Origin of the sequence: Sphingomonas naasensis (genome assembly GCF_004792695.1) — a bacterium.
Taxonomy (GTDB): Bacteria; Pseudomonadota; Alphaproteobacteria; order Sphingomonadales; family Sphingomonadaceae; genus Sphingomonas; species Sphingomonas naasensis.
The window spans coordinates 109,336-134,500 of sequence record NZ_SRXU01000003.1 but is presented as its reverse complement, the minus strand read 5'-3'; the positions used below and the strand labels follow the sequence as shown (position 1 = coordinate 134,500).

25 protein-coding genes and 1 pseudogene are annotated in these 25,165 nt (G+C 68.1%); 13 read left to right on the top strand and 13 right to left on the bottom strand.

What is annotated here, in order from left to right; translation table 11 throughout:
• The first annotated feature begins 67 nt into the window (after positions 1-67).
• Positions 68-763: a carboxypeptidase-like regulatory domain-containing protein gene (locus tag E5A74_RS08695; RefSeq protein WP_135983891.1), complete on the top strand. Its 696-nt coding sequence runs from the start codon at positions 68-70 to the stop codon at positions 761-763.
• Positions 764-862: 99 nt separating this feature from the next.
• On the opposite strand, the gene E5A74_RS08690 is transcribed toward E5A74_RS08695, so the two are convergent.
• The 4 genes from E5A74_RS08690 to E5A74_RS08675 are packed head-to-tail and all read right to left on the bottom strand — an operon-like array spanning position 863 to position 3,394.
• Complete coding sequence (locus E5A74_RS08690; RefSeq protein ID WP_240699739.1) at positions 863-1,435, bottom strand: MotE family protein; 573 nt, start codon at positions 1,433-1,435, stop codon at positions 863-865.
• Complete coding sequence (locus E5A74_RS08685; RefSeq protein WP_135983890.1) at positions 1,435-1,824, bottom strand: DUF6468 domain-containing protein; 390 nt, start codon at positions 1,822-1,824, stop codon at positions 1,435-1,437. The genes E5A74_RS08690 and E5A74_RS08685 overlap by 1 nt, the downstream gene beginning before the upstream one ends.
• Positions 1,821-2,843, bottom strand: a complete 1,023-nt coding sequence (gene fliM / locus E5A74_RS08680) for a flagellar motor switch protein FliM (protein ID WP_135983889.1) — start codon at positions 2,841-2,843, stop codon at positions 1,821-1,823. The genes E5A74_RS08685 and fliM overlap by 4 nt, the downstream gene beginning before the upstream one ends.
• Positions 2,840-3,394, bottom strand: a complete 555-nt coding sequence (locus tag E5A74_RS08675) for a flagellar basal body-associated FliL family protein (protein ID WP_135983888.1) — start codon at positions 3,392-3,394, stop codon at positions 2,840-2,842. Before E5A74_RS08675 ends, fliM begins: the two co-directional genes overlap by 4 nt.
• Before the next feature lie 117 nt (positions 3,395-3,511).
• Here E5A74_RS08675 and E5A74_RS08670 point away from each other — a divergent pair, with 117 nt between their 5' ends.
• From E5A74_RS08670 to E5A74_RS08630, 9 genes and pseudogenes are all read left to right on the top strand, one after another.
• Positions 3,512-4,252, top strand: coding sequence for a flagellar hook-basal body complex protein (locus tag E5A74_RS08670; protein ID WP_135983887.1), 741 nt, complete (start codon positions 3,512-3,514; stop codon positions 4,250-4,252).
• 19 nt (positions 4,253-4,271) lie between these two features.
• Entirely contained in the window at positions 4,272-5,054 is a 783-nt protein-coding gene (gene flgG, locus E5A74_RS08665) for a flagellar basal-body rod protein FlgG (protein ID WP_135983886.1), read from the top strand.
• On the top strand, positions 5,054-5,488 hold the full coding sequence (gene flgA, locus E5A74_RS08660; protein ID WP_135983885.1) for a flagellar basal body P-ring formation chaperone FlgA: 435 nt from the start codon (positions 5,054-5,056) through the stop codon (positions 5,486-5,488). Before flgG ends, flgA begins: the two co-directional genes overlap by 1 nt.
• A gap of 19 nt (positions 5,489-5,507) precedes the next feature.
• Positions 5,508-6,275, top strand: a complete 768-nt coding sequence (flgH, locus tag E5A74_RS08655) for a flagellar basal body L-ring protein FlgH (RefSeq protein ID WP_135983884.1) — start codon at positions 5,508-5,510, stop codon at positions 6,273-6,275.
• Between the two features lie 182 nt (positions 6,276-6,457).
• Positions 6,458-6,808: pseudogene (locus tag E5A74_RS08650) on the top strand (YciI family protein); the annotation flags it as partial.
• 120 nt (positions 6,809-6,928) lie between these two features.
• Positions 6,929-8,191 carry an RNA polymerase sigma factor gene (locus tag E5A74_RS08645; protein ID WP_135983882.1) on the top strand — a complete coding sequence of 421 codons (1,263 nt, stop codon included), beginning with the start codon at positions 6,929-6,931 and terminating at the stop codon, positions 8,189-8,191.
• Between the two features lie 185 nt (positions 8,192-8,376).
• Positions 8,377-9,231, top strand: coding sequence for a flagellin (locus E5A74_RS08640; RefSeq protein WP_135983881.1), 855 nt, complete (start codon positions 8,377-8,379; stop codon positions 9,229-9,231).
• A gap of 166 nt (positions 9,232-9,397) precedes the next feature.
• A complete protein-coding gene (locus tag E5A74_RS08635) occupies positions 9,398-9,799 on the top strand; it encodes a hypothetical protein (protein WP_135983880.1) in 402 nt (133 codons plus the stop codon).
• Positions 9,800-9,929: 130 nt separating this feature from the next.
• Positions 9,930-10,244 carry a hypothetical protein gene (locus E5A74_RS08630; protein WP_135983879.1) on the top strand — a complete coding sequence of 105 codons (315 nt, stop codon included), beginning with the start codon at positions 9,930-9,932 and terminating at the stop codon, positions 10,242-10,244.
• Between the two features lie 362 nt (positions 10,245-10,606).
• On the opposite strand, the gene E5A74_RS08625 is transcribed toward E5A74_RS08630, so the two are convergent.
• From E5A74_RS08625 to E5A74_RS08590, 8 genes are all read right to left on the bottom strand, one after another.
• Complete coding sequence (locus tag E5A74_RS08625) at positions 10,607-11,260, bottom strand: flagellar hook assembly protein FlgD (RefSeq protein WP_135983878.1); 654 nt, start codon at positions 11,258-11,260, stop codon at positions 10,607-10,609.
• A 9-nt stretch (positions 11,261-11,269) separates the two neighbouring features.
• Positions 11,270-12,751: a flagellar hook-length control protein FliK gene (locus E5A74_RS08620; RefSeq protein ID WP_135983877.1), complete on the bottom strand. Its 1,482-nt coding sequence runs from the start codon at positions 12,749-12,751 to the stop codon at positions 11,270-11,272.
• Positions 12,752-12,819: 68 nt separating this feature from the next.
• Positions 12,820-14,901, bottom strand: coding sequence for a flagellar biosynthesis protein FlhA (flhA, locus tag E5A74_RS08615; RefSeq protein ID WP_135983876.1), 2,082 nt, complete (start codon positions 14,899-14,901; stop codon positions 12,820-12,822).
• A 154-nt stretch (positions 14,902-15,055) separates the two neighbouring features.
• Positions 15,056-16,372, bottom strand: a complete 1,317-nt coding sequence (locus E5A74_RS08610; RefSeq protein WP_240699738.1) for a sigma-54-dependent transcriptional regulator — start codon at positions 16,370-16,372, stop codon at positions 15,056-15,058.
• A 17-nt stretch (positions 16,373-16,389) separates the two neighbouring features.
• The gene (gene fliN, locus E5A74_RS08605; protein WP_135983874.1) at positions 16,390-16,740 is read right to left on the bottom strand and encodes a flagellar motor switch protein FliN; all 351 of its coding nucleotides are present in this window, start codon (positions 16,738-16,740) and stop codon (positions 16,390-16,392) included.
• 13 nt (positions 16,741-16,753) lie between these two features.
• On the bottom strand, positions 16,754-18,379 hold the full coding sequence (gene fliF, locus E5A74_RS08600; RefSeq protein WP_135983873.1) for a flagellar basal-body MS-ring/collar protein FliF: 1,626 nt from the start codon (positions 18,377-18,379) through the stop codon (positions 16,754-16,756).
• A 309-nt stretch (positions 18,380-18,688) separates the two neighbouring features.
• On the bottom strand, positions 18,689-19,357 hold the full coding sequence (locus tag E5A74_RS08595; protein WP_135983872.1) for a FliH/SctL family protein: 669 nt from the start codon (positions 19,355-19,357) through the stop codon (positions 18,689-18,691).
• A 7-nt stretch (positions 19,358-19,364) separates the two neighbouring features.
• Entirely contained in the window at positions 19,365-20,399 is a 1,035-nt protein-coding gene (locus E5A74_RS08590) for a flagellar motor switch protein FliG (protein ID WP_135983871.1), read from the bottom strand.
• A 116-nt stretch (positions 20,400-20,515) separates the two neighbouring features.
• On the opposite strand from E5A74_RS08590, the gene E5A74_RS08585 reads away from it, so the two are divergent.
• From E5A74_RS08585 to E5A74_RS08575, 3 genes are all read left to right on the top strand, one after another.
• Positions 20,516-23,329, top strand: a complete 2,814-nt coding sequence (locus E5A74_RS08585) for an NHL repeat-containing protein (RefSeq protein ID WP_135983870.1) — start codon at positions 20,516-20,518, stop codon at positions 23,327-23,329.
• A gap of 5 nt (positions 23,330-23,334) precedes the next feature.
• The gene (locus E5A74_RS08580; RefSeq protein WP_135983869.1) at positions 23,335-23,739 is read left to right on the top strand and encodes a flagellar basal body protein; all 405 of its coding nucleotides are present in this window, start codon (positions 23,335-23,337) and stop codon (positions 23,737-23,739) included.
• A 116-nt stretch (positions 23,740-23,855) separates the two neighbouring features.
• Complete coding sequence (locus E5A74_RS08575; protein WP_135983868.1) at positions 23,856-24,776, top strand: hypothetical protein; 921 nt, start codon at positions 23,856-23,858, stop codon at positions 24,774-24,776.
• A gap of 166 nt (positions 24,777-24,942) precedes the next feature.
• On the opposite strand, the gene E5A74_RS20885 is transcribed toward E5A74_RS08575, so the two are convergent.
• Positions 24,943-25,116, bottom strand: a complete 174-nt coding sequence (locus tag E5A74_RS20885) for a hypothetical protein (protein ID WP_166745700.1) — start codon at positions 25,114-25,116, stop codon at positions 24,943-24,945.
• Positions 25,117-25,165: the final 49 nt, after the last annotated feature.

Below are 25,165 nucleotides of genomic sequence, written 5' to 3'. Positions count from 1 at the left end.
TCCGGCTCGCGCCCGTCCGGGTCGCGCCACAGACACGTCCCGAAATCGATCTATGCGGGAGGTAGATATGCGTGCGTTTTCCCTGTTGGCCTGCGCGGCGGCGATGACGGTGGCGGGCTGCGCCGCCGAGCCGAGCCAGGCGCAGACCGTCGAGCGCTGGGTGGTCAAGGGCCGGGTGGTCGACGAGCAGGGCCGGCCGGTGCCGCGCGCCAAGATCCTCGCCGACAACGAACTGCTCTACAACAGCTATGCCAGCGGCACGACCGATGCCAATGGCAACTACCGGATCATGCTGCCGCACATCCATGTGACGTGGAACACCAGCGGCAAGGCATTCCGCATGGTCGGCGGCGAGAAGATCGAGACCGACCTCGCGCCCGACGACGAGGACAGCTTCGCCGGCAACCAGGGCGCGGTCCGCAACTTCACGCTGCGCACCTCGGGGGTGAGCGAGGGCGGCAAGAGCTATGGCGGGTCGGTGATCGTCTACACGCCGATCATGTCGGGGGTCGACACGCGGCAGGTGCAGATCAAGTTCGAACCGCTCGACGGCGGCGCGCCGTTCACCGGCACTCCGGTGAGCACCGGCGACGGTGATGCGATCAAGGGCGTGGCGGTCAGCCGCTACCGCATCTCGGCGAGCCTGGGCGGCCGCCCGCTCGGCATCCGCGTGCGCAACCAGGGCGGCTATGGCCGCACGGTCGAGCCGCAGTTCACCAAGATCATGAGCTCGCTCTACCAGCTCGAGCTTGAGGTGAAGTGAAGCGGACGTCTCTCCCTCTCCCAAGGGAGAGGGAAAAAGGGACGTGCATGAAAAAGGCCGGGGATCGCTCCCCGGCCTTTTGCTTTCTTGTCGGGAGCCTCAGCGCGCCGCGGTCGGCCGCTGCGGCCGCGCCCCGGCAGGCGGGGCGACCGCGGCCATGCGCGCCGACTTGCGCGCCAGCGCCATGCTGAGCGCGGCGGCGCCCTTGGGCGTCATCGCCGCCATGATCATCGCAGTCGAACGCTCGCGCATGCGCTGCGCGACCTTCATCTGCACTTCCATGTCGAGCTGCTCGAAGACCACCGCGGCGGCCTTGGGCTTCATCGCCTGATAGATGCGGGCGAGCTCGTCGAACTGCGCGTCGGCGGCCTCCGGGGCGCCGCCGGCGGTGCTGCCCGGCGTGGCGGCGGCTTCGGCTTCCTTCTGGCGTGCGGCGAGATCGGCCTCGAGCCGCGCCTGCGCGGCCTTGGTCGCCTGCTCGCGCAGGTCGAGCCCGCGCTTGCGGCGCGCGGCGTCGGCGTCGCGCTGGGCGAGGTCCTGCTCGATCGAGCTGCCGAGCCGGGTCTTGGGCGCGCTGCTCTGCGTCGCGTCGGCGGCGATCGTCGAGGCGTTGGCGACGACGGCGAGCGCCGAGGCGGCCGCGGTGAGCAGCAGGAGCGAAGGGCGGGCCATCAGGCGAGCTCGGCTTCGGGCTTGGTCTCGACCTCGGCTTCGGCTTCGTCCGAGGCTTCGGTCGAGCGCACCGCATTGGCGAGGCTGACGGCGTTGACGACGCGCTCGCAGGCGGCGTCGGCGATGCCGATCATGTCCGACAGCTCGTCACGCAGCCCGCGGGCCTGCTCGACGAGGCGGGCGTGCTGGGCGCAATCGGTGCCGAGCGTCGCCTTCATCTCGGACAGCACCGCGCGCGCGCCGGCGGTCGCCTTTTCGAGCGCGGTCACCACTTCGGTGAGCGCGCCGTCCTTCACGGTGCGCAGGCTGCGCATCATCCGGACGCTCTGCACGAGCACGGCCATGCAGAAGATCATCGTCAGCACATTGGCGAGAAGGGCGAAGCTCATGCGATTTTCTTTCCGTTGGAAACATCGTTGACGAGGCGCACGGCGACCTTGCCGCGGCGCTGGCCGATCTGGGCCTGGGCGAGCGTGACGCCGCCACAGGCGAGGTCGAGCGCGTCGTCGGGGCTCTTGTGGAGCGCGATGGTCTGGCCGACCTCGAGCGCCTTCAGGTCGGCGATCGACATCGGCTTTTCGCCGAGCACGACGTTGACGCTGACATTGGTCTTGCGGATCTCGGAGGCCATGTGCGCCTCCCACACGCCGTCGCGGCCGCTCTTCTCGCCCATGAAGCGCTGGAGCAGCTTGTGGCGGACGGGCTCGAGCGTCGCATAGGGGAACACCATGGTGAACTCGCCGCCGCGGCCGTCCATGTCGACGCGGAAGGTGGCGATCGCGCAGATGTTCGAGGTGCCGGCGATCGCGGCGAAGCGCGGATTGCTCTCGATGCGCTCGAGATCGATGTTGATCGGCTCGATCGGCTCGAACGCGTTGGCGAAATCCTTGAGCGCGAGCTCGAGCATGCGCGAGACGAGGCCGGTCTCGATCGTGGTGAAGGCGCGGCCGTCGATCAGTGTCGGCGCACCGCCGCCGCGACCGCCGAGCAGCGCGTCGACCACGGCATAGATCAGGCTCGATTCGACCGTGACGAGCCCGTAGCTCTCCCACTCCTGGACCTTGAACACGCCGACCATCGCCGGGAGCATCACCCGGTTCATGAACTCGCCGAAGCGGATCGAGGTGACGTTCTCGAGGCTGACGTCGATCGCGTCCGACGTGAGGTTGCGCATCGACGAGGCGAAGGCGCGGACCACGCGGTCGCAGACCACTTCGAGCATCGGCAGACGCTCGTGGCTGATGACTTTGGACTCGATGACCGCGCGCAGGCCCTTCTTCTTCTCGACGGGGCCGCCGAGATCGCCGAACAGCGCGTCGATGTCCGCCTGGTCGAAGCGGACATCGCCATCGCCGCCCATCGCCGCGACGGGCGGTTCGGGAAGGTCGAAATCGTCGAGATCGATCATTGCTGGACGAGGTCCTGGATGAGGATGTCCTTGACGGTGCCGGCGCCGGCGACGTCGCTGGCGCGGACCAGCATCTCTTCCTTGATCCGGAAGACCGCGGCCGAGCCGGCCAGATCCTCGGGGCGCAGCTCGCGCAGGAAGGGCTGATAGGCGTCTAGGATCAGCGGCAGCTTCTCGCGGACGCTGTCGGCGGTGCCCTTGGGGCCCGGCACGATCATGAAGTGGATCTTGAGATAGCGCGAGGCGCCGTCGGGCGAGCGCAGGTTCACGATCATCGCGGGCACGTCGACATAGGCTTCCTTGCCTGCGCCTTCGCCGCCGCCATGGCCGCCGCTCTCGGCTTCGGCCTCGGGCTTGGCTTCCTCGCCATGGCCCTCGGCCGCGGTCTCGGCCTTGGCCGACCCGCCCGAGAGCATCATCGCCGCGCCGCCGCCGCCGCCGAGCAGCAGCACGCCGGCAGCCGCTCCTATAATGAGAAGCTTCTTCTTCGACTTGGGCTGGACGGGCTTCGCGCCCTCCGCACCTTCCTCGACGATCTCGGGTGACGACATTTCCCTGGGCACCTTTCGAAATCTGCGCTCCGGCACCGCGCCGGCTGATTTTCCTCTATTATAGGATGGTCACCCGGCAATTTCTGCCTAGCGACAAATTTCTGAAGGGACCGTCCGGTGGACATCTCGTCTTATGTATTGCTGAGCCAGGAACAGGCGCTGCGGCGCCGGCTCGACGTGGCGGCGAACAACCTCGCCAACATGAACACGGTGGGCTTCAAGCGTGAGAAGCCGGTGTTCCGCGAATATGTCGAGCAGGGCGAGACCACGATCACGCCCGACGCCAAGAAGACGTCGTTCGTGCTCGATTACGGCGCGGTGCACGATGCCTCCGCCGGTGGCTTCCAGTCCACCGAGAACCCGCTCGACGTCTATATCGACGGGCCGGGCTATCTGGCCGTCGAGGCGCCGGGCGGCGCCACCGCCTATACGCGCGCGGGCTATATCAAGGTGCTGCAGAGCGGCGAGCTCGCCACCGCGGGCGGCCAGAAGATCCTCGGCGAAGGCGGCAAGCCGATCACCGTGCCGCCCGAAAGCGCCGGCCGGCTGAGCATCACCGGCGACGGCAGCGTGATGGGCCCCGACGGCCCGCTCGGCCGGATCACCGTGACCGTGTTCGACGAGGCCAATCTCGATCCGCGCGGCGACGGCATGATGAACGGCAGCAACGGCCGCGAACTGACCGCGGCAGAGACCAAATTGAAGTCGGGCGGCGTCGAGGGATCGAACGTCAACGCGATCGTCGAGACCACCGACATGGTCGAGATCCTGCGCGCCTACCAGACCAGCATGAACCTCAACGAAAGCATGTCCGACCTTCGCAAGAAGGCGATCGACCGGCTCGGCCGCGTCGGCTGATACAGAAAGGCTAGACTAAATGCGTTCGCTCTCCATCGCATCGACCGGCATGCTCGCGCAGCAGACCAATGTCGACGTCATCTCGAACAACATCGCCAACATGAACACCACGGGCTTCAAGCGCCAGCGCGCGGAGTTCCAGGACCTGCTCTACGAGCAGATCGAGCGTCCCGGCGGCGCGACCGGCCCCGACACCAAATCGCCCTCGGGCATCCAGATCGGCGCGGGCGTCAAGACCGGCGGCGTCTATCGCATCCAGCAGCAGGGCGCGCTGCAGGCGACCGAGAACCGCTACGACGTGGCGATCACCGGACGCGGCTATTTCCAGATCACGCTGCCTTCGGGCGACACCGCCTATACCCGCGACGGCTCGTTCGGCGTCTCGGATCAGGGCGAGCTGGTGACGCAGGACGGCTATCCGGTCGCGCCGGGCATCACCATCCCGCAGGGCGCGGTCGACGTGACGATCTCGAAGACCGGCGAGGTCCAGGTGATCACCGCGGGCGATCCCCAGCCGCAGACCGTCGGCCAGATCGAGCTTGCGACGTTCATGAACGACGCCGGGCTCGAGGCGAAGGGCGACAACCTCTTCCTCGAGACCGCCGCTTCGGGCCAGCCGACCGTCGCCAATCCGGGCGAGCCCGGCCTCGGCACGCTGAGCCAGGGCTTCATCGAAGGCTCGAACGTCAACGCGGTCGCCGAGATCACCGCGCTGATCACCGCGCAGCGTGCCTATGAGATGAACAGCCGCGTGGTGAAGACCGCCGACGAGATGCTGGCGACGACCAGCCAGCTGCGCTGATGAGCCTGTTGCTCGCCCTCGCGCTGGCCGGCGCCGCTTCGGTCCCGGCAGAGGACGTGCCGGTGGCCGTCCTCGCCCATGCGGTCGAGAAGGGCACGCGGCTCGAGCGCGAGGATTTCGAGACCGAGGCGCGCGCGCCCGCCGCGGCGCGCGGGGTGCTCTCGGCCGAGGACGCCGCCGGCATGGAAGCCGCGCGCAACCTCACCGCCGGGATGACCGTGCGGCGCTCGGACCTGATGAAGCCGCAGCTCGTGCGGCGCGGCGAGCCGGTGACGATCCGCATCGTCTCGGGCGCGCTGGTGATCACCGCTTCGGGCCGCGCGCTGAACGGCGGCGGCAAGGGCGAAATGGTGCGGGTGGTGACCAATGCCACCAACCGCACGCTCGATGGAACGATCGAAGGCTCCGGCACCGTCCGGATCGCCGCACCGTAATTAACCGAGGGATTTGAACATGCGTAACGTCATTCTTCTCTTGGCGCTCGGCGCCACGCTGTCGGGCTGCGGCTCGGTCGGGCGGCTCCAGCAGATCGGCAAGGCGCCCAAGCTCTCCGGCATCGACCCCGTCGCGGCGCCCGATGTCGAGCCGTCGCTGGCGATGCCTTCGGACCGCGCCGGCACCGCCCGGCCGACCCAGGTGGCGATGCAGCAGCCGCAGCCGACCGGCGCGTCGAGCGCGTCGCTGTTCCGCACTGGCGCCGGCGCGTTTTTCCGCGACCAGCGCGCGGGCAAGCTCGGCGACATCCTGACGATCAAGATCAACATTCAGGACAAGGCCGATATCGGCAACAACACCTCGCGCACCCGCGGCGGTTCGGAGAATGGCGGGCTCGGCGGGCTGCTCGGCATCGCGCCGGTGGCCAAGCTGCTCGGTAGCAACGCCGCGGCCGCGCTCGAGACCAATTCGGGCTCCAAATACGCCGGCGGCGGGACCACCAACCGCTCCGAGACGATCAACATGACGATGGCCGCGATCGTCACCCAGGTGCTGCCCAACGGCAATCTGATGATCCGTGGCAAGCAGGAAGTGCGCGTCAATTTCGAGATGCGCGAGCTGATCGTCACCGGCATCATCCGCCCCGAGGACATCGCGCGCGACAATTCGATCCAGCACTCGCAGATCGCCGAGGCGCGCGTGATCTACGGCGGCAAGGGCCAGCTCACCGACGCGCAGCAGGCGCGCTGGGGCCAGCAGATCTACGACGCGCTGTTCCCGTTCTGATGTGAATCCTTCGGGGGAGGGAGGGGGCCCGTCCGAGCGATCGGACGGGCCCTTTTTCGTTGGGCGTCGCCCTTCCGAAACCGCGTGGCGAAAAAATTTTCGAACCACTGTCGATTCCGGCGCACCTCGTTCGTCATCAAAGGGAGAGGCGCTTCGGCCTCTGGCGACGAAGGAGAGGGAAAATGCGGGTAGTGGTTTTCGTGAAGGCGACCGAGGACAGCGAACAGGGCGTCATGCCCTCGACCGAACTGCTCGAGGCGATGGGCAAATATAACGAGGAACTGGTCAACGCCGGGATCATGCTCGACGGCAACGGGCTCAAGCCCTCGTCCCAAGGCGTGCGGATCGGCTTCGACGGATCCGACCGCAACGTCACCGACGGCCCCTTCGCCGAGACGCGCGAGCTCGTCGCCGGTTATTGGGTGTGGGAAGTCAAGGACATGGACGAGGCGATCGCCTGGGCGCGGCGCTGCCCCAATCCGATGCCGGGACCGAGCGAGCTCGAGCTCCGGCCGATCTTCGAGATGGAAGACTTCGCCGAGAATCTGACCCCCGAGGTCGCCGCGATCCACGATCGCACCAAGGACAAGCTCGCCGGCAACTGAGCCCGGCGGGCGCTTGTCGGGTCGGCGCGTTTCCCCGACAAGGGGCGCATGGCGGACGAAGCGACGCGACGCGCGATCGAGGCGGTGTTCCGGATCGAACGGGCCAGGCTGATCGGCGGCCTGGCCCGCATGGTGCGCGACGTCGACCGCGCCGAGGAGCTGGCGCAGGAAGCGCTGCTCATCGCGCTCTCCGACTGGCCGAAGCGCGGCGTGCCGGACAATCCCGCGGCGTGGCTGATGGCGACCGCCAAGCGCCGCGCGCTCGACGGCATCCGGCACGACACGATGCGCGCGCGCAAGCACGCCGAGATCGCCCGCGAGCAGGACGAAGCCGATGCGAGCGCGGTCGCGCGGATCGAGGCGGCGATGGACGACGATGTCGGCGACGAGCTGCTGAGCCTGATCTTCGCGGCGTGCCACCCGATCCTTTCGGCGGACGCGCGCGCGGCGCTCACCCTGCGGCTGATCGGCGGGCTGAGCACCGACGAGATCGCGCGCGCCTTCCTCACCAGCGAACCGACGATCGCCCAGCGCATCGTCCGCGCCAAGCGGACGATCGGGCAGGCCGGGCTCGCCTTCGAGATGCCGCGCGGGCAAGAGCTCGCCGCGCGCCTCGCCCCGGTGCTCGAGGTCCTCTATCTGATCTTCAACGAAGGCTATGCGGCCACCGCCGGCGAGGACGCGATCCGCCCAGCCTTGTGCGCCGAGGCGCGGCGGATGGGCCGCATTCTCGCGGGGCTGATGCCGGCCGAGCCCGAAGTGTTCGGGCTGGTCGCGCTGATGGACATCCAGGCATCGCGGCTGAACGCCCGCACCGATGCCAGCGGCGCCTTCGTGCCCCTCACCGCGCAGAACCGCGCGCGCTGGGACCCATTGCTCATCCGGCGCGGGCTCGATGCGCTGCGCCAGGTCGAGGCGCTCGGCGGGGGCGGGGGCGCCTATGCGCTCCAGGCGGCGATCGGCGCCTGCCATGCCCGCGCGCGCACCGCCGCCGAGACTAACTGGGCGCGGATCGCGGCGCTGTACGATCGGCTGAACCGCGTGCTGCCGACGCCGGTGGTCGGGCTCAACCGCGCGATCGCGCACAGCATGGCCGCGGGCCCCGAGGCGGGGCTGCGGCTGATCGACGACCTGCCCGGAGTCGAGGCGCTGCGCGGCTATGCGCCGCTGCCCGCGGCGCGCGGCGATTTCCTGTTCCGCGCGGGCCGGCTGCCCGAGGCGCGGGCCGAGTTCGAAGCGGCGGCCGGCCTGACACGAAACGCGACCGAGCGCGCCTTCCTGCTCGCGCGGGCACGGGCGTGTGTGGGCTGAGCGAGCGGCGCACCCCGCCGCCCAGTCTCGTTAACCTTTCGCTAACCATTTAAATTTGCGGAGGAATTTTGGTCCTCCTGGAAATCTTCCCATGATGAACCTGCAGGGCGCGCATGCGCCAGGTCGCGGACCGGCGTCTCCGGTCCGGGCCGCAGAAGCGGCTCTAGTCCAAGAAGGAAATTATCATGGGTTTCTCTGTCAACACCAACACCGGCGCGATGGCGGCTCTCCAGAGCCTCTCCGAGACCAACAAGGGCATGTCGCAGGTTCAGAGCCGCATCAACACCGGCCTGAACGTGTCGTCGACCAAGGATGACTCGGCTTCGTACACGATCGCTCAGGGCCTTCGCGGCGACATGGGCGGCCTCAAGGCCGTTTCCTCGTCGCTGAGCCGCGCCAAGAGCGTGACCGACGTCGCAGTCGCCGGTGCCGAGCAGATCTCGGACGTCGTCAACCAGATGAAGGCCAAGGCCTATCAGGCTGCCGACGCCGGCATCGATACGGCAACGCGTGACGCCTACAATGCCGACTTCGTGGCTCTGCGCGATCAGATCACCACGATCGTCAACTCGTCGGACTTCAACGGCACCAACCTGCTGAAGGCCTCGGGCGGCACCGTGACTGCGCTGCAGTCGCTGAAGGATTCGAACACCGGGTCGACGACCTGGGATCCGGACTCGCTCAGCGTTGCGAACCAGGACATGGAGCTTGGCAAGTCGGTGATCACTGTTGCGGCCAGCGGCAACATCAGCAGCCAGGCTTCGGCCCAGGCGATGATCGACACGCTGACCACGACCCAGGCGAACCTGAAGACGACCCTCAGCACGCTCGGCGCGGCTTCGCGCAAGATCGACGCTCAGGCGACCTTCACCAGCAAGCTCTCCGACACCATCGAAGGCGGCATCGGCAATCTCGTCGACGCGGACCTCGCGAAGGAATCGGCCCGCTTGCAGGCGCTGCAGGTCAAGCAGCAGCTCGGTGTGCAGGCTCTGTCGATCGCCAACCAGGCGCCGCAGACCATCACGTCGCTGTTCCGTTAAGGTCAAGCTTTTCCCTGGAAGCTTACCTGACGACAGGAGGCCGGGACGGCAACGTCCCGGCCTCTTTTTTTGCGCCTTTTCCGCGTGCGTCCGGCGCAACGAAAACCGCGCGCTCCGCCCGTCGGGATGGTTGATCCATCTATAATGATGGCAAGGAGATCATCGCTTGTTTCCACGTATCCGAGAAATCACCGACGCCTTTGGTGGCAAGCTGCGCGTGAGCGTCGAGGAGCATCCCTCGGGCGCGCTCGTCGTGCTCGAGCGGCCCGACATGAGCGATCGTCCGCGCATCCTGCTCGACGGCTACGGCACCGATGTGCTGGCCGGCTACATCATGTCGGCGCGCCTCGCGGTGCCGCACGGGCTTCCCGAGGAGCATGTCGACGGCACGTTCGGAACGCGCTTCGAGCTCGGCCTCGAGCCGCGCGCGGCGCTGGAGCTGAGCCAGGAAGGCGAGGCGCGCCTCGAAATCCCCGCGCCATTCTGGGACCGGCTCTACGCCGAGCTGTGCCTTGTCGGCGCGCATGCCCGCGAGCTGGCGCGGCGCGCCGAAGCACGGGTTCACTGAGCTGTCATGCCGGTGTCGCTGATACCGGTAACTCTACGTATCGGGGCATCCCCGGACTGTGTCGTCGCGCGGCGCTGAGGCAATGGGCGGCAACCCGGATCGGGTCGCAAAAAAACAGAGGGTCACATTCATGAATCTTCGCGACGTCAGCAATGCCAGTGCGATCAACAGCGCCTTTACCGCGACGCTGACGCTGACCGTCGACGATGCTGAAGCGTTGTGGAACGCCGCTGCCGAGAAGGCGCTGCAGGCCGGCATGGCGCTCTCCGACGTGCTCGACACGATCGGCCCGCGCGAAGATCCCGCGATCGGCGATTGCCTCGCGATGCTGCTGGTGCCGGCGGGCGTTGCCGGCTGCGCGCTCGACGACTTCGCAGTCGATGCGACGCCGATCGCCACTGCCGAAATCATTCCGATGCCGCTGACGCGCGCCGCATCGCGCTGATCCGCGCGGCCCGGAGCCGGGCGCGGACGCATTCCCATAGAGTTTCGAGACGGGCGCAGGGGCGCAAAACGCAAGAGCCAGGCTGGGTAGGGACCAGCCTGGCTCTTGTCGTTTCCGGGCGAGGAGGAGGAGGCCCGGAAAGGGAGGAAGAGACGAGCGACCCGCAGAGGGGATCGGAACGGGCCGCCCGTCTCTCTACTTCATTATAGCGCGAAAACCGGGTCCGCGGCGGGCTCCGGGCGATGGAAAACTCCGCTAAGTGGTTGTACGGAATGGCGTGTGAACGGCGCCGAAAACGACGACGCCGGAGCGAGAGATCCTCGCCCCGGCGTCTTCAGTCGGCCCGGTGGAGCGGTGCGGCGTCAGCCGACGCGGAGCAGATCGCCCGAGGCGACCTGGAGCCCGTTGATGGTCAGCTGGACGCTGCCATTGTCGAGCTCGACATCGGTGACCTTGCCAAAGGCATGCGCGGTCGCGGAGACCGCGGTGCCCGACGCGTCCTTGCCCTCGAGCTCGAGCTTGTAGAGGCCCGGATCGACCTTCTTGCCGTTGCTGGTGGTGCCGTCCCAGGTGAAGGCGCCCGAGGTGCCGCTGGTGTCGATCGGGAAGGTGTCGACCACCTTGCCCTTCTCGTCGGTGATCGTGCCGGTCATCGACGCGACCTCGCGCGTGGCCGACCAGGTCCACTGCGCCGGGGTGGCGGCGCTGAGGCCCGAGATCTCCGAATTGGTCTCGACCTGCGCGCCGATCAGCGCCGAGGCCTGCATCAGATTCTGCGTGCCGAACGCCGACAGCATCTCCTTGAGCGTCTTGGTCTGCTCGATCGACTGCTCGACCTGCGAGTACTGGACGAGCTGCTGGGTATATTGCGCCGTGTCCATCGGATCGAGCGGGTCCTGGTTCTGCATCTGGGTGGTGAGCAGCTTCAGGAACATGTCGAAATCGGCGTTGATCTTGGTCGAGGCCGCGGCGGTCTTGGCGTCGGCGACGGTCGTGGCGGAATTGACGGTTGTCATAGGATTTCCTCAGGCGAGAAGGTCGACCTGCCCGTCGCTGCGGACCGGGCGGTAGATGGGTTCGGCGGCGCCGGCATCGTCATCGGACGACGCGAAGCTGCCGCGATTCTGCGAATGCTGCTGCTGGGCCTGCTGGCCGCCGCCGTCGCCGCCGCGATTCTCGAAGCGGAAGCTCTGCGCGTCGGTGCGGACGCCGGCCTGATCGAGCGTGCGGGCGAGATCGGGCGCGTCCTGGCGGAGCAGGTCCATCGCCTGCGCGCTCTCGGTGCGCACGGTGGCCTGGAGGCTGCCCTTGTCGTCGAAGGCGAGCGTCACTTCGATCCGGCCGAGCTCGATCGGATTGAGGCGGATGCGCAGCGTCTCCTCGCCGAGCTCGACCTTGCGCGCGATCTCGACACCCAGCGAATGGCCGAGATGGCCGGAACGGGCTTCGATCACCGGCTCGGCGGGCGCGGGCGCGCTGCCGGCGGCGGCGGGGTGCGTGGCGGCGGTGGCATGGCCGGGCTGGAAGGCCGGGACCGGCGCGTCGGCGCGGGCGATGCCGGCGGGACGCGCATCGGGCTGGCCCTGCGCGTCGGCATGGGCGTCGCCGCCGGAAGAGTCGCCGCGGGCCGCGACGGCATCGGCGAAGTCGGCGGTCGCGGGGGCATTGGTGCCCGCGGCCGGCTGGGTGGCATCGCCCGCCGGCGCATTCGCGGCCGCCGTCTTGCGGACGGCGGGCGAAGCGGCGTTGTTCGCGGTCTGCATCGCCTCGCGCGGCGCCGGCTGCGGCTGCGGCTGCGGAGCGGGCTGCAACGGCATGCCGGTGGCGAGCAGCTCGGCCGGGACCGGCGCCTTGGCGTCGGGCTGCGCGGCTGGATCGGTCTCGACCGCGGCGCCGCGCGGAGCCTTGCGCGGGGTCGGCGCGGTCTCTTCGGGCTTGGCGACGACGGGCAGATCGGTCGTGAGCGCGGCATCGGGCTGGGGCTGGCCTTCCCCGGGCGCGGCGGGTGCCGGCAGGTCAGGCCGGGGCAGCGGCTTCGCGACGACCGGCGGGTTCTTCGCCGGCGCCGGTGATGTGGGGGCGGCCGGTGCTTCGACCGGAGTCTCGGGCGTCGGCGCTTCGGCCAATGGCTGGGCAGGCGGCACCGGCGCGGCGGCGAGCGGGGTCACCGGCTCGGCGGGGAGCGGGGCGGGCGCGAGCACGGCCTCGGGCGCGGCCGGCGTCGGCTGCGCGGCCGGGAGCTTCGCGGCGGTGGCGAGAAGCTGCGAGAATGCGGCCGGCTGCTGGAAGCCGGGCAGCGTTCCGGTCGCGGCGAGCGGGGCCCTTGGCTGGGCCGGGTCGCGCGTCGCGGCCTGGGCCAGCCCGGGCCCACCGATCGCCATCGGCTGGACGAGACCGCCCTGGGTCATCGCGCCGAGCGCTTCGATGAAGCCGAGCCCGGTGCCGGCGAACGCCGATGCGGACTGCGCGCCCGCGCCTGACGGTAAGCCGAAGGGGTTGATCTGCATCCGGTCGCCTCTTGCCCGGCCTCAAAGGGCCGCTTTTTCATTATAGGATGATTGTTGCGCGAACGGCCTCAACCGATCGTGCCGAGCGCGCGAATGCGGGCGCGGGCGTGGATCTCGTTCTGCGAGAGCACCACCGTCGCGGGCCGCACGCGCTCGATGATCGAGCGGACGAAGGGGCGGATCGCCGGGCTGGTGAGCAGGCACGGAATCTCGCCGTCCTGCGCGAGCCGATCATAGGTCTCGCGCACCGACTGGATGAACTTCTGCAGCGCCGAGGGGGCCATCGCCAGCTGGCGATCGTCGCCATGGCCGAGGATCGATTCGGCAAAGGCCTGGTCCCATTCGGACGACAGCGTGACCACCGGGATCGCTTCGCCGCGGACCTGCGATGCGCTGATCTGGCGGGCGAGCCGGCCGCGGACATGCTCGGTCATCTGGGTCAGGTTGTTGGTCAGCGGCGCGGCCTCGGCGATGCCTTCGAGGATCGTCGGCACGTCGCGGATCGAGATGCCTTCCGAAAGCAGGTTCTGGAGGATGCGCTGGACGCTCGAGATCGAGACCTTCGACGGAACGATGTCGGCGACGAGCTTCTCCGAATCCTTGTGGACCTCGGTGAGCAGCTTCTGCGTCTCGGTGTAGGAGAGCAGATCGGCGATGTTGTCCTTGACCAGCTCGGTCAGATGGGTGGTGATGATCGTGCCGCAATCGACCACGGTCAGCCCGCGGAAGCCGGCCTCGTCGCGCAGCTCGCGATCGATCCACAGCGCGGGGAGGCCGAACACCGGCTCCTTGGTGACGTCGCCGGGCATGCCGACGGGCCCGCCGCCCGGATTGATCAGCAGCAGCTTCTCGAGCTTGATCTCGCCGCGCGCCGCCTCGGTCTCCTTGATCGTGATGACATACTCGTTGGGCTTAAGGCCCATATTGTCGATGATGCGGACCGAGGGGAGGACGAAGCCGAAATCGGTCGCCATCTGGCGGCGGAGCGCGCGGACCTGATCGTCGAGGCGCGGCTCGCGCTGCTCGTCGTTGATCATCGGCAGCAGCGCATAGCCGATCTCGATGCGCACCGCGTCGATGGCGAGCGTTTGCGAGATGGGCTGCTCGACGATCGCGGTCTGCGCTTCTTCCTGCGCGGCGATGGCACGGGCGAGGGCGACCCTGGCCTGGGCGTTCTTGCTCATCTTCCACGCGGCATAGCCGGCGGCGGCGGAGAACATCGCGAAGGGGATGAAGGGCAGGCCGGGCATCAGCGCCAGCGCGCCCATCAGGAACGACACCATGCCGAACGCCTTGGGATAGCGGCCGAGCTGCTCGCCGAGCGTGGCGCCGGTCTTGCCCTTGATGCCGCCCTTCGAGACGAGCAGACCCGCGGCAATCGAGATGATCAGCGCGGGGATCTGGCTGACCAGACCCTCGCCCGCGGTGAGCACGGTATAGGTGTGGAACGCCTCGCCGATCGGCACGCCATGCGAGACGACGCCGATGGTGAGGCCGACGACGATGTTGACCGCGGTGATCAGCAGCGCGGCGACGGCATCGCCCTTCACGAACTTCGAGGCACCGTCCATCGAGCCGTAGAAGCCGCTCTCGGCCTCGATCTCGGCGCGGCGCTCGCGCGCCTGCTCCTCGGTGATCATGCCGGCGGAGAGATCGGCGTCGATCGCCATCTGCTTGCCGGGCATCGCATCGAGGCTGAAGCGCGCGGCGACTTCGGCGATACGTCCGGCGCCCTTGGTGATGACGACGAAGTTGATGACGATCAGGATCATGAAGATGGTGAGGCCGATGATGACCTCGCCGCCCATCAGAAACTCGCCGAACGCCCCGATCACCCCGCCCGCGGCGCCATGGCCTTCATGGCCATGGGTGAGGATCAGGCGGGTGGAGGCGAGATTGAGGCCCAATCGGAACATCGTCGCGATCAACAGGATCGTCGGGAAGGCGCTGAGCTCCAGCGGCTTCTCGATGAACAGCGCCGTCATCAGGATCATCACCGCGATGGTGATCGACAGCGCGAGCCCGAGATCGAGCAGCCAGCCCGGCATCGGCAGGACCAGCATCGCGATGATCGCGACGACCGAGCCGGCCAGCGCGAGATCGCGGTTCAGGCCGATGCGGTTGAGAAGATTGGCGATGGCTGGGGGCATCAGAGCTGCTCGATGACTGGCCCTCTCCCGCTTGCGGGAGAGGATTGGGTGAAGGTGAGTCCGGTTCGGCGTGCCGTTTCGCTGGCGGGGAGGGACCGACCCTCACCCCGACCCTCTCCCGCAGGCGGGAGAGGGAGAAAAACGGTCGGCCCGATCACGGTGCCGGAGCGACGGCGATGCCGGCCTCGATGAACGTGCGCAGCTTGTTGCGCATCGTGCGCACCGAGATGCCGAGGATGTTCGACGCCGAGGTGCGGTTGCCGTGGCAGCGCGTCAGCGTGTGGAGGATCAGCTCGCGCTCGACCTCCTCGACGGTGCGGCCGACAAGGCTCTCGATCTGGAGGCCGCCGGGCTCGGCGAGCTCGAGATCGAGCAGCCGGGTACCATCCGAGCGGACGAGATCGTGCGGCTCGATCGCCGGGCCCTGCGCGAGCAAGACGGCACGGTGGGTGCAGTCCTCGAGCTCGCGGATGTTGCCGGGCCAGGCATAGCGCGACAGCAGCACCAGCGCCGCTTCGCTGAACGGGCGGGCGGGGACGCCATCGGACTCGGCGAGCCGCTCGGCGAAATGCTGGGCGAGCTGGACCAGATCGCCGCCCCGCGCGCGGAGCGGCGGCACCTCGACCCGGACGAGGCCGAGGCGGACGAGCAGATCGGCGCGGAAGCTGCCGGCATTGACCGCGGCTTCGAGCTCGGTGCCGGTCGAGGCGATCAGCCGCGCCTGGAAGGGGACGATCTCGCTGCCGCCGATGCGGGTGAAGCGCTGCTCCTGCAGCGCCTCGGCGAGGCGCGCCTGGGTGGCGGGGGCGAGGCTGCCGACTTCGCGCAGGAAGATCGTGCCGCCGGCGGCCTTTTCGAGCCGGCCGATGCGGCGCGCGACCGCGCCGGGGAAGGCGCCGGCCTCGTGGCCGAACAATTCGGACTCGAGCACGTCGGGGGCGACGCCGGCGCATTCGACGACGTACATCGGATTGGGGCGGCCCGACGCCTCGTGGATCGTGCGGGCGAGAACTTCCTTGCCGCTGCCCTTCTCGCCGGTGACGAGCACCGGAGCGGCGGTCGGCGCCACGGCCGTAGCGAGCGAAACGGCGCGGGCAAGCGCGGGATGGTCGCCGATGCGGACCGGCGCCTTGCGCTCGATCACCGAGGCGATCGCCGCTGCGATCAGCTCGCGCTGCGGCGGGAGGGGGACATAGTCGCGGGCACCGGCGCGGATCGCCGCCACCGCGCGCTCGGCCGAGGCCTGGATGCCGCAGGCGAGCACGGGGAGGGTGAAGCGCTCGGCGCGGATGCTCGCCATGAAGCCGGCGATGTCGGTGTCGACATCGATCATCACCATATCGCCGCCGCCCGCGCGGAGCAGGTCGAGCGCCTGCGCCGGCGTGTCGGCCATCGCCACCGCGGCGCCGGCATCGCGGGCCAGCTCGGCCGCGCGGCGGAACTCGCCGCCGGGCGCGCCGACCAGGATCATTCGGATGGATTGCGGCATCAACGGTCCTGACGAACGATTTCGGTGAGCGTCACGCCGAGCGCGTTGTCGATCAGCACGACTTCGCCGCGGGCGATCAGGCGATCGTTGACGAAGATGTCGACCGGCTCGCCGACGCGGCGATCGAGCTCGACGACGGTGCCCGAGGTGAGGTGGAGCAGCTCGCCGACCGGCATGCGGGCGCGGCCGAGCACGGCCTGGACCTTGACCGGCACGTCGTGGACGGCCTCGAGGCCCTCGGCGCCGGCGACGGCCTGGTCGCTGCCGGGGAACGGCTCGAAATCCTCGAACACCGGGGCGTTCGCGTCGCTGGGATCCGCAGGGATGATGTCGTGGGGTTCGATGGTCATCGTCGTCAAATCCTTATGCATTCATCCACTGGCGGATCACCGAGGCCGCTTCGGGCGGGCTCGCGGAGATCGCATCGCCAATGCGCTTGAGGGCGGAGAGCTTGATACGGCCGTCGACCTGGGCGAGCGCGATCTCCTGATCGAGCAGCGGCTGATCGGCATTGTTCATGGCTTCGAGCTTCTGCATCGCCTCGGCATCGCCGTCCGCGGCGCGCTCGGCGAGCGCGAGCATCTCGGGCGACTGGGCGGTCAGCGGCATCTCGCCGGCCGGGCCTTCGAGCGCGGCAGCGGCGGGCTGCGGCACGATCTTGGGCTTGAGCATCTTGAGAGCGATCAGACCGACCACGCCGATCACGATGATCTGCAGCAGGCCCCAGATCCGATCCATCGGCAGGCTCGACAGGATGCCGGCCTCCTTGTCGGCGAGGCTGTCGTCATTGGCGAAGCGCATGCTCTCGACCACGACGCTGTCGCCGCGCTCGGCGTCCATGCCCACGGCATTCTCGACGAGGCGCTGGATGCGCTGCATCTGCGGCTGGGGCAGACCCTTCTCGCCGCCATCGACCATCACCGCGACGGTGAGGCGGGTGACCTTGCCGGGGCCGCGCAGCGTGACCGTCTTGGTCGAGCTGTTGTCGTAGGTGGTGTCTTCCGAGGTCTGGTTGCTGCGCGACTGGCGGCCGGTGCCATTGGCGCCGCCGGGCGCCTGGCCCTGCGTCTCGGGAAGCTGGTTGGCGACCGACGCGGTTTGCGCACCGGCATCCTGCTCGCTGTTCTGCTCGCCATTCTCGACGCTGACCTGACGCGAGATCACTTGCTTGTCGGGATCGAAGACATTGGCTTCCTCGCGGGTCTGGTCGCGATCGATCTGCGCGGAGACCTCGGCGCGAACCTTGCCCTGGCCGACGATCGGCTCGAGCAGCGCCTCGACTTCCTCGCGCAGCTTGGCCTCGACTGCCTGCTGGCGCTCATCGGCATCGGCGCCGCCGGCCGAACCGGCTTCGCCGGCACGGGCGAGCAGCGCGCCGGTCTGATCGACCACCGACACCGCCTCGGGCGAGAGCTCGGGGACCGAGGAGGAGACGAGATAGCGGATCGAGGCGATCTGCTCCGAGGAGAGACGGCCCTTGGTCTTGACGGTGACCGCCGCGGTCGCCTTGCGGCTCTCGGCGGCGAACATCGCGCGCTCGGGCATCACGATGTGGACGCGCGCGGCGCTGACATTCTGGATGGTCTGGATCGACTTGGAGAGCTCGCCCTCGACGGCGCGCGTCTCGTTCATCTTGGCGCGGCTGGCGGAGACGCCGAAGGGCTGCTCCTCGTCGAGCACCTCATAGCCGATCTTGCCGCCGAGCTTCTCGCCGGCCATCGACATGCGCAGCTCGGCGAGCTTGTCCTGCGGCGCCATGATCGAGGTGCCGTCGGCGGAGAGCGTGTATTCCACGTTCGCGGCCTTGAGCTTCTCGGTGATCGTCGCGGCGGCGGACGGATCGAGATCGGTGTAGAGATAGCCCATCTGCGGATCGGAGCCGCGGGTGGCGACGAAGGCGAGGGCGGCGAGCAGCGCGAACGCCACCCCGCCCATCAGCATCAGCCGCTTCGGGCCAAGCTGCCCGGCAAATTTCTTGATCGCTTCCAATGCCGCCCCGTGATGTGGCTTCGGGGGCGGGAATGCCCCTCTCTCTTCACTTATAGGAGGGGTTCGGGCGGCAGATTGTGCCGGGTGGGAATTTTTTGCCTAGTGGGGTGCGGGGAGGGAGAGCCGACATAAAAATTCCTCCCCCAGGCTGCCTGGGGGAGGGGGACCGCGCCCACAGGGCGTGGTGGAGGAGCGCCGCCGAAGCGCGGCGTCGACATTGTCGGATAGCGGACGCCGCGCCTTCGGCGCGGCCCCTCCACCATGCTTCGCATGATCCCCCTCCCCGAGCGCAGCTCGGGGAGGAACGGATCAATGCGCGCCGGCAGCCGGGGGGAGGAGCGTTTCGAGTTCTTCCATCACTGCGGCGCGGCGGGCGTCGGCGTCGAGCGAGAGCCCGCCCTTTTCCCAGCTGATCCGCGCGTCGCCGACCGCGACGGTGACATCGCCGACGACGGTGAGGTTGAGCTTGCGACGGTCCTTCGACTGGCGATCGGCGATGCGCGCCTCGATCGTCTCGATCAGCTCCGGGTTGACGCGGATCTCGAGCTCGGTGCCGCGGGCGACCTGGCCGAGCGCGCGGCCGATCGCGGCGTCGATCGCCTCGGCGGGGGCGAGATCGACGGCGCGACCGGCGATCATGTCGGCGGCGGCGAGCGCGATCTCGGCGGCCTCGCCGGTGACCCGGGTCGAGACTTCGTCGAAACGCTCGTCGAGTGCCTCGATCCCGGCGTGGAGTGCGTCGACCGCGCTCAGCAGTGCGACGTCGCGCTCGGCGCGGGCCTGGGCGAGCCCGGCCTCGAACGCCTCGGCGCGGGCGATCGCGATCTGCGCGTCGACGTCCGAGCGGAGCAGGGCAAGCTCGGCGCGCAGCGCGCTGATCTCGAGCAGCGTATCGCCGCTCGGGATCGTCGCGCCGTCGCTCGCCGGGGTGGAGAAGATGCGGTCGAAGGCGAAACGCTCGACGTTCTGGAAGCCCATGCCCATCTCAGATGATCATCGCGTCGTCGGACTTGGGATCGACGAGCAGGATCTCGCCGCGATCGGCGAGGCTCTTGGCGAGGCGGACCAGCGCCGACTGCGCTTCCTCGCAATCGCGGGCGCGGATCGGGCCCATCGCCGCCATGTCCTCGCGCATCAGCTTGGCCGCACGCTCGGTCATCGCGCCGAAGAACAGCTGCTTGAGCTGATCCGGGGCGCCCTTCAATGCCAGCGCCATCTCGCGCTTGTCGGCATTGCGGACGATCACCGCGATCGCCGCCGGCAGCAGATTGGCGAGATCCTCGAAGGTGAACATCAGCGCGCGGATGCGCTCGGCGCTTTCGGGCGCCTTGTTGTCGAGCGCGGTGAGCATCGCTTCCTCGGTCGAGCGGTCGAGCGAGTTGAACAGCTCGGCCATCGCCTCGTGCGGATCGCGCTTCTGCGAGCGCGACAGATTGGTCATGAACTCGCTCTTGAGCGTCGCCTCGACCTGATTGATCACGTCCTTCTGGACGGTCTCCATGCGCAGCATGCGCATCACCACGTCGACCGAGAATTCGCGCGGCAGCTCGGCGATCACGCGCGCGGCGTGATCGGGGCGCAGCTTCGAGAGGATCACCGCGACGGTCTGCGGATATTCGTGCTTGAGCGCGCCGGCGAGGACGGTCTCGCTGACGTTGGAGAGCTTGTCCCACATCGTGCGGCCCGAGGGACCGCGAATGTCTTCCATGATCTCCTTGACCTTGTCGCCCGGCAGGATCCCGCCGAGCAGCCGCTCGGTGGTCTCGTAGCTGCCGTGGAGCGACGCCATCGAGGCGACTTCGCCGGTGAACTGGATGAGCAGATGCTCGACGACCTGCGCCGGCACGCGGCCGAGCCCGGCGATCGTCGAGGAGAGCTCCTTGACCTCGTCGGTGGTGAGCTGCTCCCAGATCGGGGCGCCGTGATCCTTGCCCAGCGCCAGCATCAGCGCGGCCGCGCGCTGCGGCCCGCTATACTTCTTGAGTTCGACCGGCTCGGCAATTGGCGCCATCAGGCTCATTCTGGACCCCTCGCAGAAAATTCGTGGATGGACGCAAGAAAGCGTTCACTCATCCTATTATAGGAGCGTGGGGGAAGGGTCGGTTTTCCATGACGGTTAATTTTTCCAGCAGCCTGATGGGCTTGAGCTTGCTGACGGGAGACTCCTCGGTCTTCTCGCTGGCGACGAACACGATCGCCTATGACAGCAAGGCCGTGCGCAAGGCGAAGGCGCAGTTCACGCTGGATGCGACCACCCCGCCGTGGAAGGAAGCGACCAAGACCAATTCGGCCTCGGCGCAGGTGATCTCGATCCTCGCCTCGCGGACGATCGTCGACAAGTCCAATACCAGCGGCGACATCCTTCCCAACGACGTCCAGACCAGCTTCGTCGCCTACAAGGCGCTCGAGAAGCTGCGCGTGCTCGCCGAGGCAGCAACCGCGACGACTGCGTCCAACGCGCTGCGCACCCAATATCAGAAGGCCTTCGCCAAGGGGCTGACCGATCTTCAAAGCTATCTGACCACCGCGCCCTCGGACAAGGTCAACCTTTCGTTCGGCAACCCCGCCTCGACCGCGCAATCGGGCAAGCTCACCGCGACCAACCCCTATGAGACGGTGGGCAAGGGGCTGGTGACGCGCATGTCGGATCCCATCCCGAACCTGACCGGGCAGGAAAAGTTCAGCGTCAAGCTCAGCCGCGGCTCGCTCAACGAGACCTTCACGGTCGACCTGTCCGCCGGCGCGCAGCCCCCGACGATGGAGTCGGTGGTATCGCAGCTCAACAGCGCGATCAGCGCGACGCCCGCGGTCAAACCCGACGGCACACCGTTGACCGACGCCAACGGCAATGTGGTCTCGCGCTGGGGCACGCGCTTCAAGGCGGTGCTGGCCGACGGCAAATATGCGCTGAAGCTCGATACGCCCGACGGGCTCGAGCAGGTGTCGCTCGATCAGATCGGCGCGAAGGATTCGCTGGTCGTCGCGACCGGCCAGACCGCGCTCGCCACGAGCACCCCGGCGGTGACCGGGACCGGGACGGGGACCACGATCCAGACCACGGTCGCCGCGCCGACGACGGCGACGCAGGTATTCCGCTTCAACGATCCCACCGGCACCAACACGCGCGTCACGATGGGGACGATCCAGGCGCTCGACGGCGACAAGACCGCGCAGAACGTGCTGGCCGGCAAGACCACCACGATCACGACCACGACCACCGACATGGACGGCAAGGTCAAGACCAACACGACCAAGACGAGCAATGTCTACGCCAATACCGACGCCGCCGCGGTCGCCACCGATGCGCAGGGCTATAGCTATGTCGTCGGCACCACCGCGGGCAATCTCGGCGCCAACCAGTCCGACGGCGACAACAACCTGTTCCTCACCAAGATGGACGGGGCAGGCAATGTCGTGTGGCAGCGCAGCCTCGGCGCCAGCGGCTCGTCGACCGGCGCTGCGGTGTCGATCGGTTCCGACGGCAGCATCGTCGTCGCGGGCACCGTCAACGGCAGCTTCAACGGCGCGACTTCGGTCGATGGCGACATGGTGGTCGCGAAATATGCCGCCAATGGCGACGAGAAATTCTCGACCGTGGTCCGTTCCGGCGGCACCGACGTCGCCAAGGCCGTGGCGGTCGGCGCCGATGGCTCGGTCTATGTCGGCGGGCGTGCCGCCACCGGGATCGGCGATGCCTTCGTCGCGCGGATCGATGCCAACGGCAAGATCGCCGAGCGGCGCACGATCGACAGCGGGGGCACCGATCAGATCAACGCGCTCGCCGTCGACGGCGACGGCAATCTGCTCGCGGTGGTCAGCCAGGACGGCAATGCCTCGGTTCGCAAGCTGAGCGGCACCTCGCTGGCGACCGATCTCGGCAGCATCAACCTCGGCGCGGCCGATGCCCGCGCGATCGCCGTGGCGGCGGACGGCACGATCGCCATCGGTGGCGCGACCAGCGCGGCACTGAGCGGCAGCCAGGTCAATGCCCGGAGCGGCGAGCGTGATGGGTTCGTCGCTCGCATCGATTCGAACCTGTCCGGATCGAGCGTAACCTATCTCGCCACTGCGGCGGACGATCAGGTCGACAGTGTCGCGTTCCTCGGCGGCGAGCTCTATGCCGGCGGCCGCACCACGGGCGACCTCGCCGCGCCCCGGCGCGGGCCGACTGACGGCTTCGTTGCGCGGATCGATGCCGGCACCGGCGCGATCGAGAACACCACCCAGTTCGGCCAGGCGCTGCTGCGCACCGAGCCGGTGCGCATCGCCGGCGATACCGGCGGTGCCAACGCGATCTCGGCACTCGGCTTCGGTCGCGGCACGATCAACGCGTCGGCGTCGGACAAGGTCACTACCCAGACCACGTTGCGCGCGGGCGACTATTTCTCGATCAAGGCCGATGACGGCGCGGTGCGCAAGGTGACGATCGCGGCGGGCGACACGCTCAAGACGATCGCGACCCGCATCCAGGGCATGATCGGTGCATCGAAGGGCACGGTCACCGCCACCGCGGTCGACGGCACGCAGAAATTGAGCATCACGATGAAGCCCGGGCACGAGCTCGAGCTGATCCCCGGCAACGCCGACACCGACGCGCTGGCCAAGCTGGGCATCGAGCCGCAGCGCATCGCGACGCAGGCGACGCTGTCGAGCAGCGCGCCCAAGGTCCGCCCGGGCGGCAATTTCGGCATGGACCTCAGCGAAGCGCTCAACCTCTCGACGCTCGACAACGCGAAGCTCGCGATGAAGAAGATCGAGGACGCGATCTCGATGACCCAGACCGCCTATCGCTCGCTCTTTTGGGACGACGCCAAGGCCCAGATGGTCGACGGCGTCAAGAACGCCGTGACCGGCACGCAATCAACCGCGCGCGAGAGCGCGCAGCTCGCCAATTATCAGGCGGCGCTGGACCGACTCAACTCGGGCGCCTCCACCAGCTACGGATTCTGATCGCCATGAACACGCCTCCGATCCTCGCCGGCATCCGCGACCGGATGCAGAACCTGTCCGAGCGCCAGCGCGTCGTCTCGCAGAACATCGCGAACAGCGAGACGCCGGGCTACAAGGCGCGCGACGTCGCCGAGCCCAATTTCGCCGCGCTGGTCGGCGGCAGCGGGATGATCGCGGCGCCGCAGGTGCAGCTCACCGACCGGATGAAGAGCCTCGGCGCGATCCAGCCGATCGGCGCCGGCGTGATCCTCGACAAGGACATCAGCGAGACCAAGCCCGACGGCAACAACGTCACGCTCGAAGACCAGCTGCTCAAGATGGGCGAGATCCAGGCCGATTTCACTGCGATGACCAGCCTGTATCGCAAGCAGATGTCGATGCTGAAGACCGCGGTGGGCGGCCGCGGCTGATAGCCCGGCTGCGGGCGTGGCCGGCGGTCGCCAGCGGGGCGCCAACGGTCCGCCGACATTGCGTGCGGCGTAAGACTCGCATAGAAACTGGACCTCACATAGGGGATCCATGTTGAATGCGACGGATTGCAAGCAATGCGTCGTTCATTCTCCTCGCGCTCGCGTCGTCGCAAGTCCTTGTCCGGGGCCGCGATGTATCGGCACAAGCCGGGCCTTCTATTCAGGCCGAAATAGTCACCGTTCCTGCCGAGTTCGTCCCGGCATCCGACAATCCAATGGACGCATATACAGCGTTTTTCGGGCAACTTCGGAAGCGCGCCGCGCGGGAGGTTGCCGATGGCAAATCGATTCCGCTCGCGGCGACGCTGCCATGGGGATCCAGATCCGAGAAGCTGTTGGTGGGCGCCATCACTCCCGGGCAGGCGGTTTTCTATATCGTTCCCGCCGGCCCTTATCGATCCGGGACACCCGTTCTCGCCCTGCTACCCAGGAATGTCGAAACGTGCAGGTTCGAAATAGTCTGGAGTGACCGTCCTTTCGACGGCGATCCCCGGAGCATGGATTGGGCGAGATCGTCCTTCCCCGGCCCGGACTGCGCGCCCTCCACCAAAGCCGCACAGGCACGAATAGCGGCCTGGAAAGCGGACAGTTCCCAATCGACATTTTCGGTGGTTGGCCGCGCGACGGCGCAGAAGCTGACGGCAACATTGGTGAAAGAGGTGCCGTCGATCGAGGCGCGGCCGGCGGGTTCCTTCGCGCGCCCGTTCGACTCTTATGGCGCGATGTCCACAATTGCTGGTCCGAGCGACGCGGTGATCAAAACGGTCCCGCTGCCTGATAGCGCAGGCATGTCGACCTTCGCGCTTTCAAGGCGCGGCCGCACATGGGTCAGTTTCAAGGACCGCGATCATCATTTTCAACAGTGTATCGTTGAAGGTCTCACCTGGAACGAACTCGCCACCCCGGGCGATCGAGGCCGGGTCGCGCAGGCGGCCCGTCTTTGTAGTGAAATGGAGGCCGCCGCCAAGCTTCGTTAGCCTGGCCGGCCTGCATGTCCAGCGCGTCGCGGTGTCGGCATGTCGCGAAAATCGTTGAGCCCATGGGCCCGCGCGATACGCATTCCGCACATCGGCAATGGCTGCGATCGGGCCGCCAAGGGATGCCGGGGTGTCGTCCGCCGCCGGCGCTACGGCGGCAAGAGGTTCAGACAGCGGCTTCGGGCGGGCCGGGGTCGAGATGCCAGCCGTGGAAATCCTTGACCATCGCCTTGCCGCAGCCGGTGCAATGGCTGCGCACGATCGGCCCGTCATACCAGGCGCGCCGCCTGTCCCGATGATGCAGTCCCAAGGCGCAGCGCGGCAGTTGCAGCAGGTTCATCGCCGGTCTCCGGAACCCGCAACGGGCCCCGGCGCCTAGCATAACCCAC

What these genes read in the sequence shown, in the direction of transcription:
- E5A74_RS08640 (WP_135983881.1), top strand. Translation starts at nt 8,377, where the DNA reads ATGGGTTTCTCTGTCAACACCAACACCGGCGCGATGGCGGCTCTCCAG.
- E5A74_RS08580 (WP_135983869.1), top strand. Translation starts at nt 23,335, where the DNA reads ATGAACACGCCTCCGATCCTCGCCGGCATCCGCGACCGGATGCAGAAC.
- E5A74_RS08610 (WP_240699738.1), bottom strand. Translation starts at nt 16,372, where the DNA reads ATGATCCTGGTCGGCGCGCCCGGCGGCGAGTTCCGCCGCGCGGCCGAG.
- E5A74_RS08625 (WP_135983878.1), bottom strand. Translation starts at nt 11,260, where the DNA reads ATGACAACCGTCAATTCCGCCACGACCGTCGCCGACGCCAAGACCGCC.
- E5A74_RS08620 (WP_135983877.1), bottom strand. Translation starts at nt 12,751, where the DNA reads ATGCAGATCAACCCCTTCGGCTTACCGTCAGGCGCGGGCGCGCAGTCC.
- fliN (WP_135983874.1), bottom strand. Translation starts at nt 16,740, where the DNA reads ATGACCATCGAACCCCACGACATCATCCCTGCGGATCCCAGCGACGCG.
- E5A74_RS08575 (WP_135983868.1), top strand. Translation starts at nt 23,856, where the DNA reads ATGCGACGGATTGCAAGCAATGCGTCGTTCATTCTCCTCGCGCTCGCG.
- E5A74_RS20885 (WP_166745700.1), bottom strand. Translation starts at nt 25,116, where the DNA reads ATGAACCTGCTGCAACTGCCGCGCTGCGCCTTGGGACTGCATCATCGG.
- flhA (WP_135983876.1), bottom strand. Translation starts at nt 14,901, where the DNA reads ATGCCCCCAGCCATCGCCAATCTTCTCAACCGCATCGGCCTGAACCGC.
- E5A74_RS08585 (WP_135983870.1), top strand. Translation starts at nt 20,516, where the DNA reads ATGGGCTTGAGCTTGCTGACGGGAGACTCCTCGGTCTTCTCGCTGGCG.
- E5A74_RS08590 (WP_135983871.1), bottom strand. Translation starts at nt 20,399, where the DNA reads ATGAGCCTGATGGCGCCAATTGCCGAGCCGGTCGAACTCAAGAAGTAT.
- flgH (WP_135983884.1), top strand. Translation starts at nt 5,508, where the DNA reads ATGCGTAACGTCATTCTTCTCTTGGCGCTCGGCGCCACGCTGTCGGGC.
- E5A74_RS08690 (WP_240699739.1), bottom strand. Translation starts at nt 1,435, where the DNA reads ATGGCCCGCCCTTCGCTCCTGCTGCTCACCGCGGCCGCCTCGGCGCTC.
- E5A74_RS08695 (WP_135983891.1), top strand. Translation starts at nt 68, where the DNA reads ATGCGTGCGTTTTCCCTGTTGGCCTGCGCGGCGGCGATGACGGTGGCG.
- E5A74_RS08645 (WP_135983882.1), top strand. Translation starts at nt 6,929, where the DNA reads ATGGCGGACGAAGCGACGCGACGCGCGATCGAGGCGGTGTTCCGGATC.
- E5A74_RS08675 (WP_135983888.1), bottom strand. Translation starts at nt 3,394, where the DNA reads ATGTCGTCACCCGAGATCGTCGAGGAAGGTGCGGAGGGCGCGAAGCCC.
- E5A74_RS08595 (WP_135983872.1), bottom strand. Translation starts at nt 19,357, where the DNA reads ATGGGCTTCCAGAACGTCGAGCGTTTCGCCTTCGACCGCATCTTCTCC.
- flgG (WP_135983886.1), top strand. Translation starts at nt 4,272, where the DNA reads ATGCGTTCGCTCTCCATCGCATCGACCGGCATGCTCGCGCAGCAGACC.
- fliM (WP_135983889.1), bottom strand. Translation starts at nt 2,843, where the DNA reads ATGATCGATCTCGACGATTTCGACCTTCCCGAACCGCCCGTCGCGGCG.
- flgA (WP_135983885.1), top strand. Translation starts at nt 5,054, where the DNA reads ATGAGCCTGTTGCTCGCCCTCGCGCTGGCCGGCGCCGCTTCGGTCCCG.
- E5A74_RS08630 (WP_135983879.1), top strand. Translation starts at nt 9,930, where the DNA reads ATGAATCTTCGCGACGTCAGCAATGCCAGTGCGATCAACAGCGCCTTT.
- E5A74_RS08685 (WP_135983890.1), bottom strand. Translation starts at nt 1,824, where the DNA reads ATGAGCTTCGCCCTTCTCGCCAATGTGCTGACGATGATCTTCTGCATG.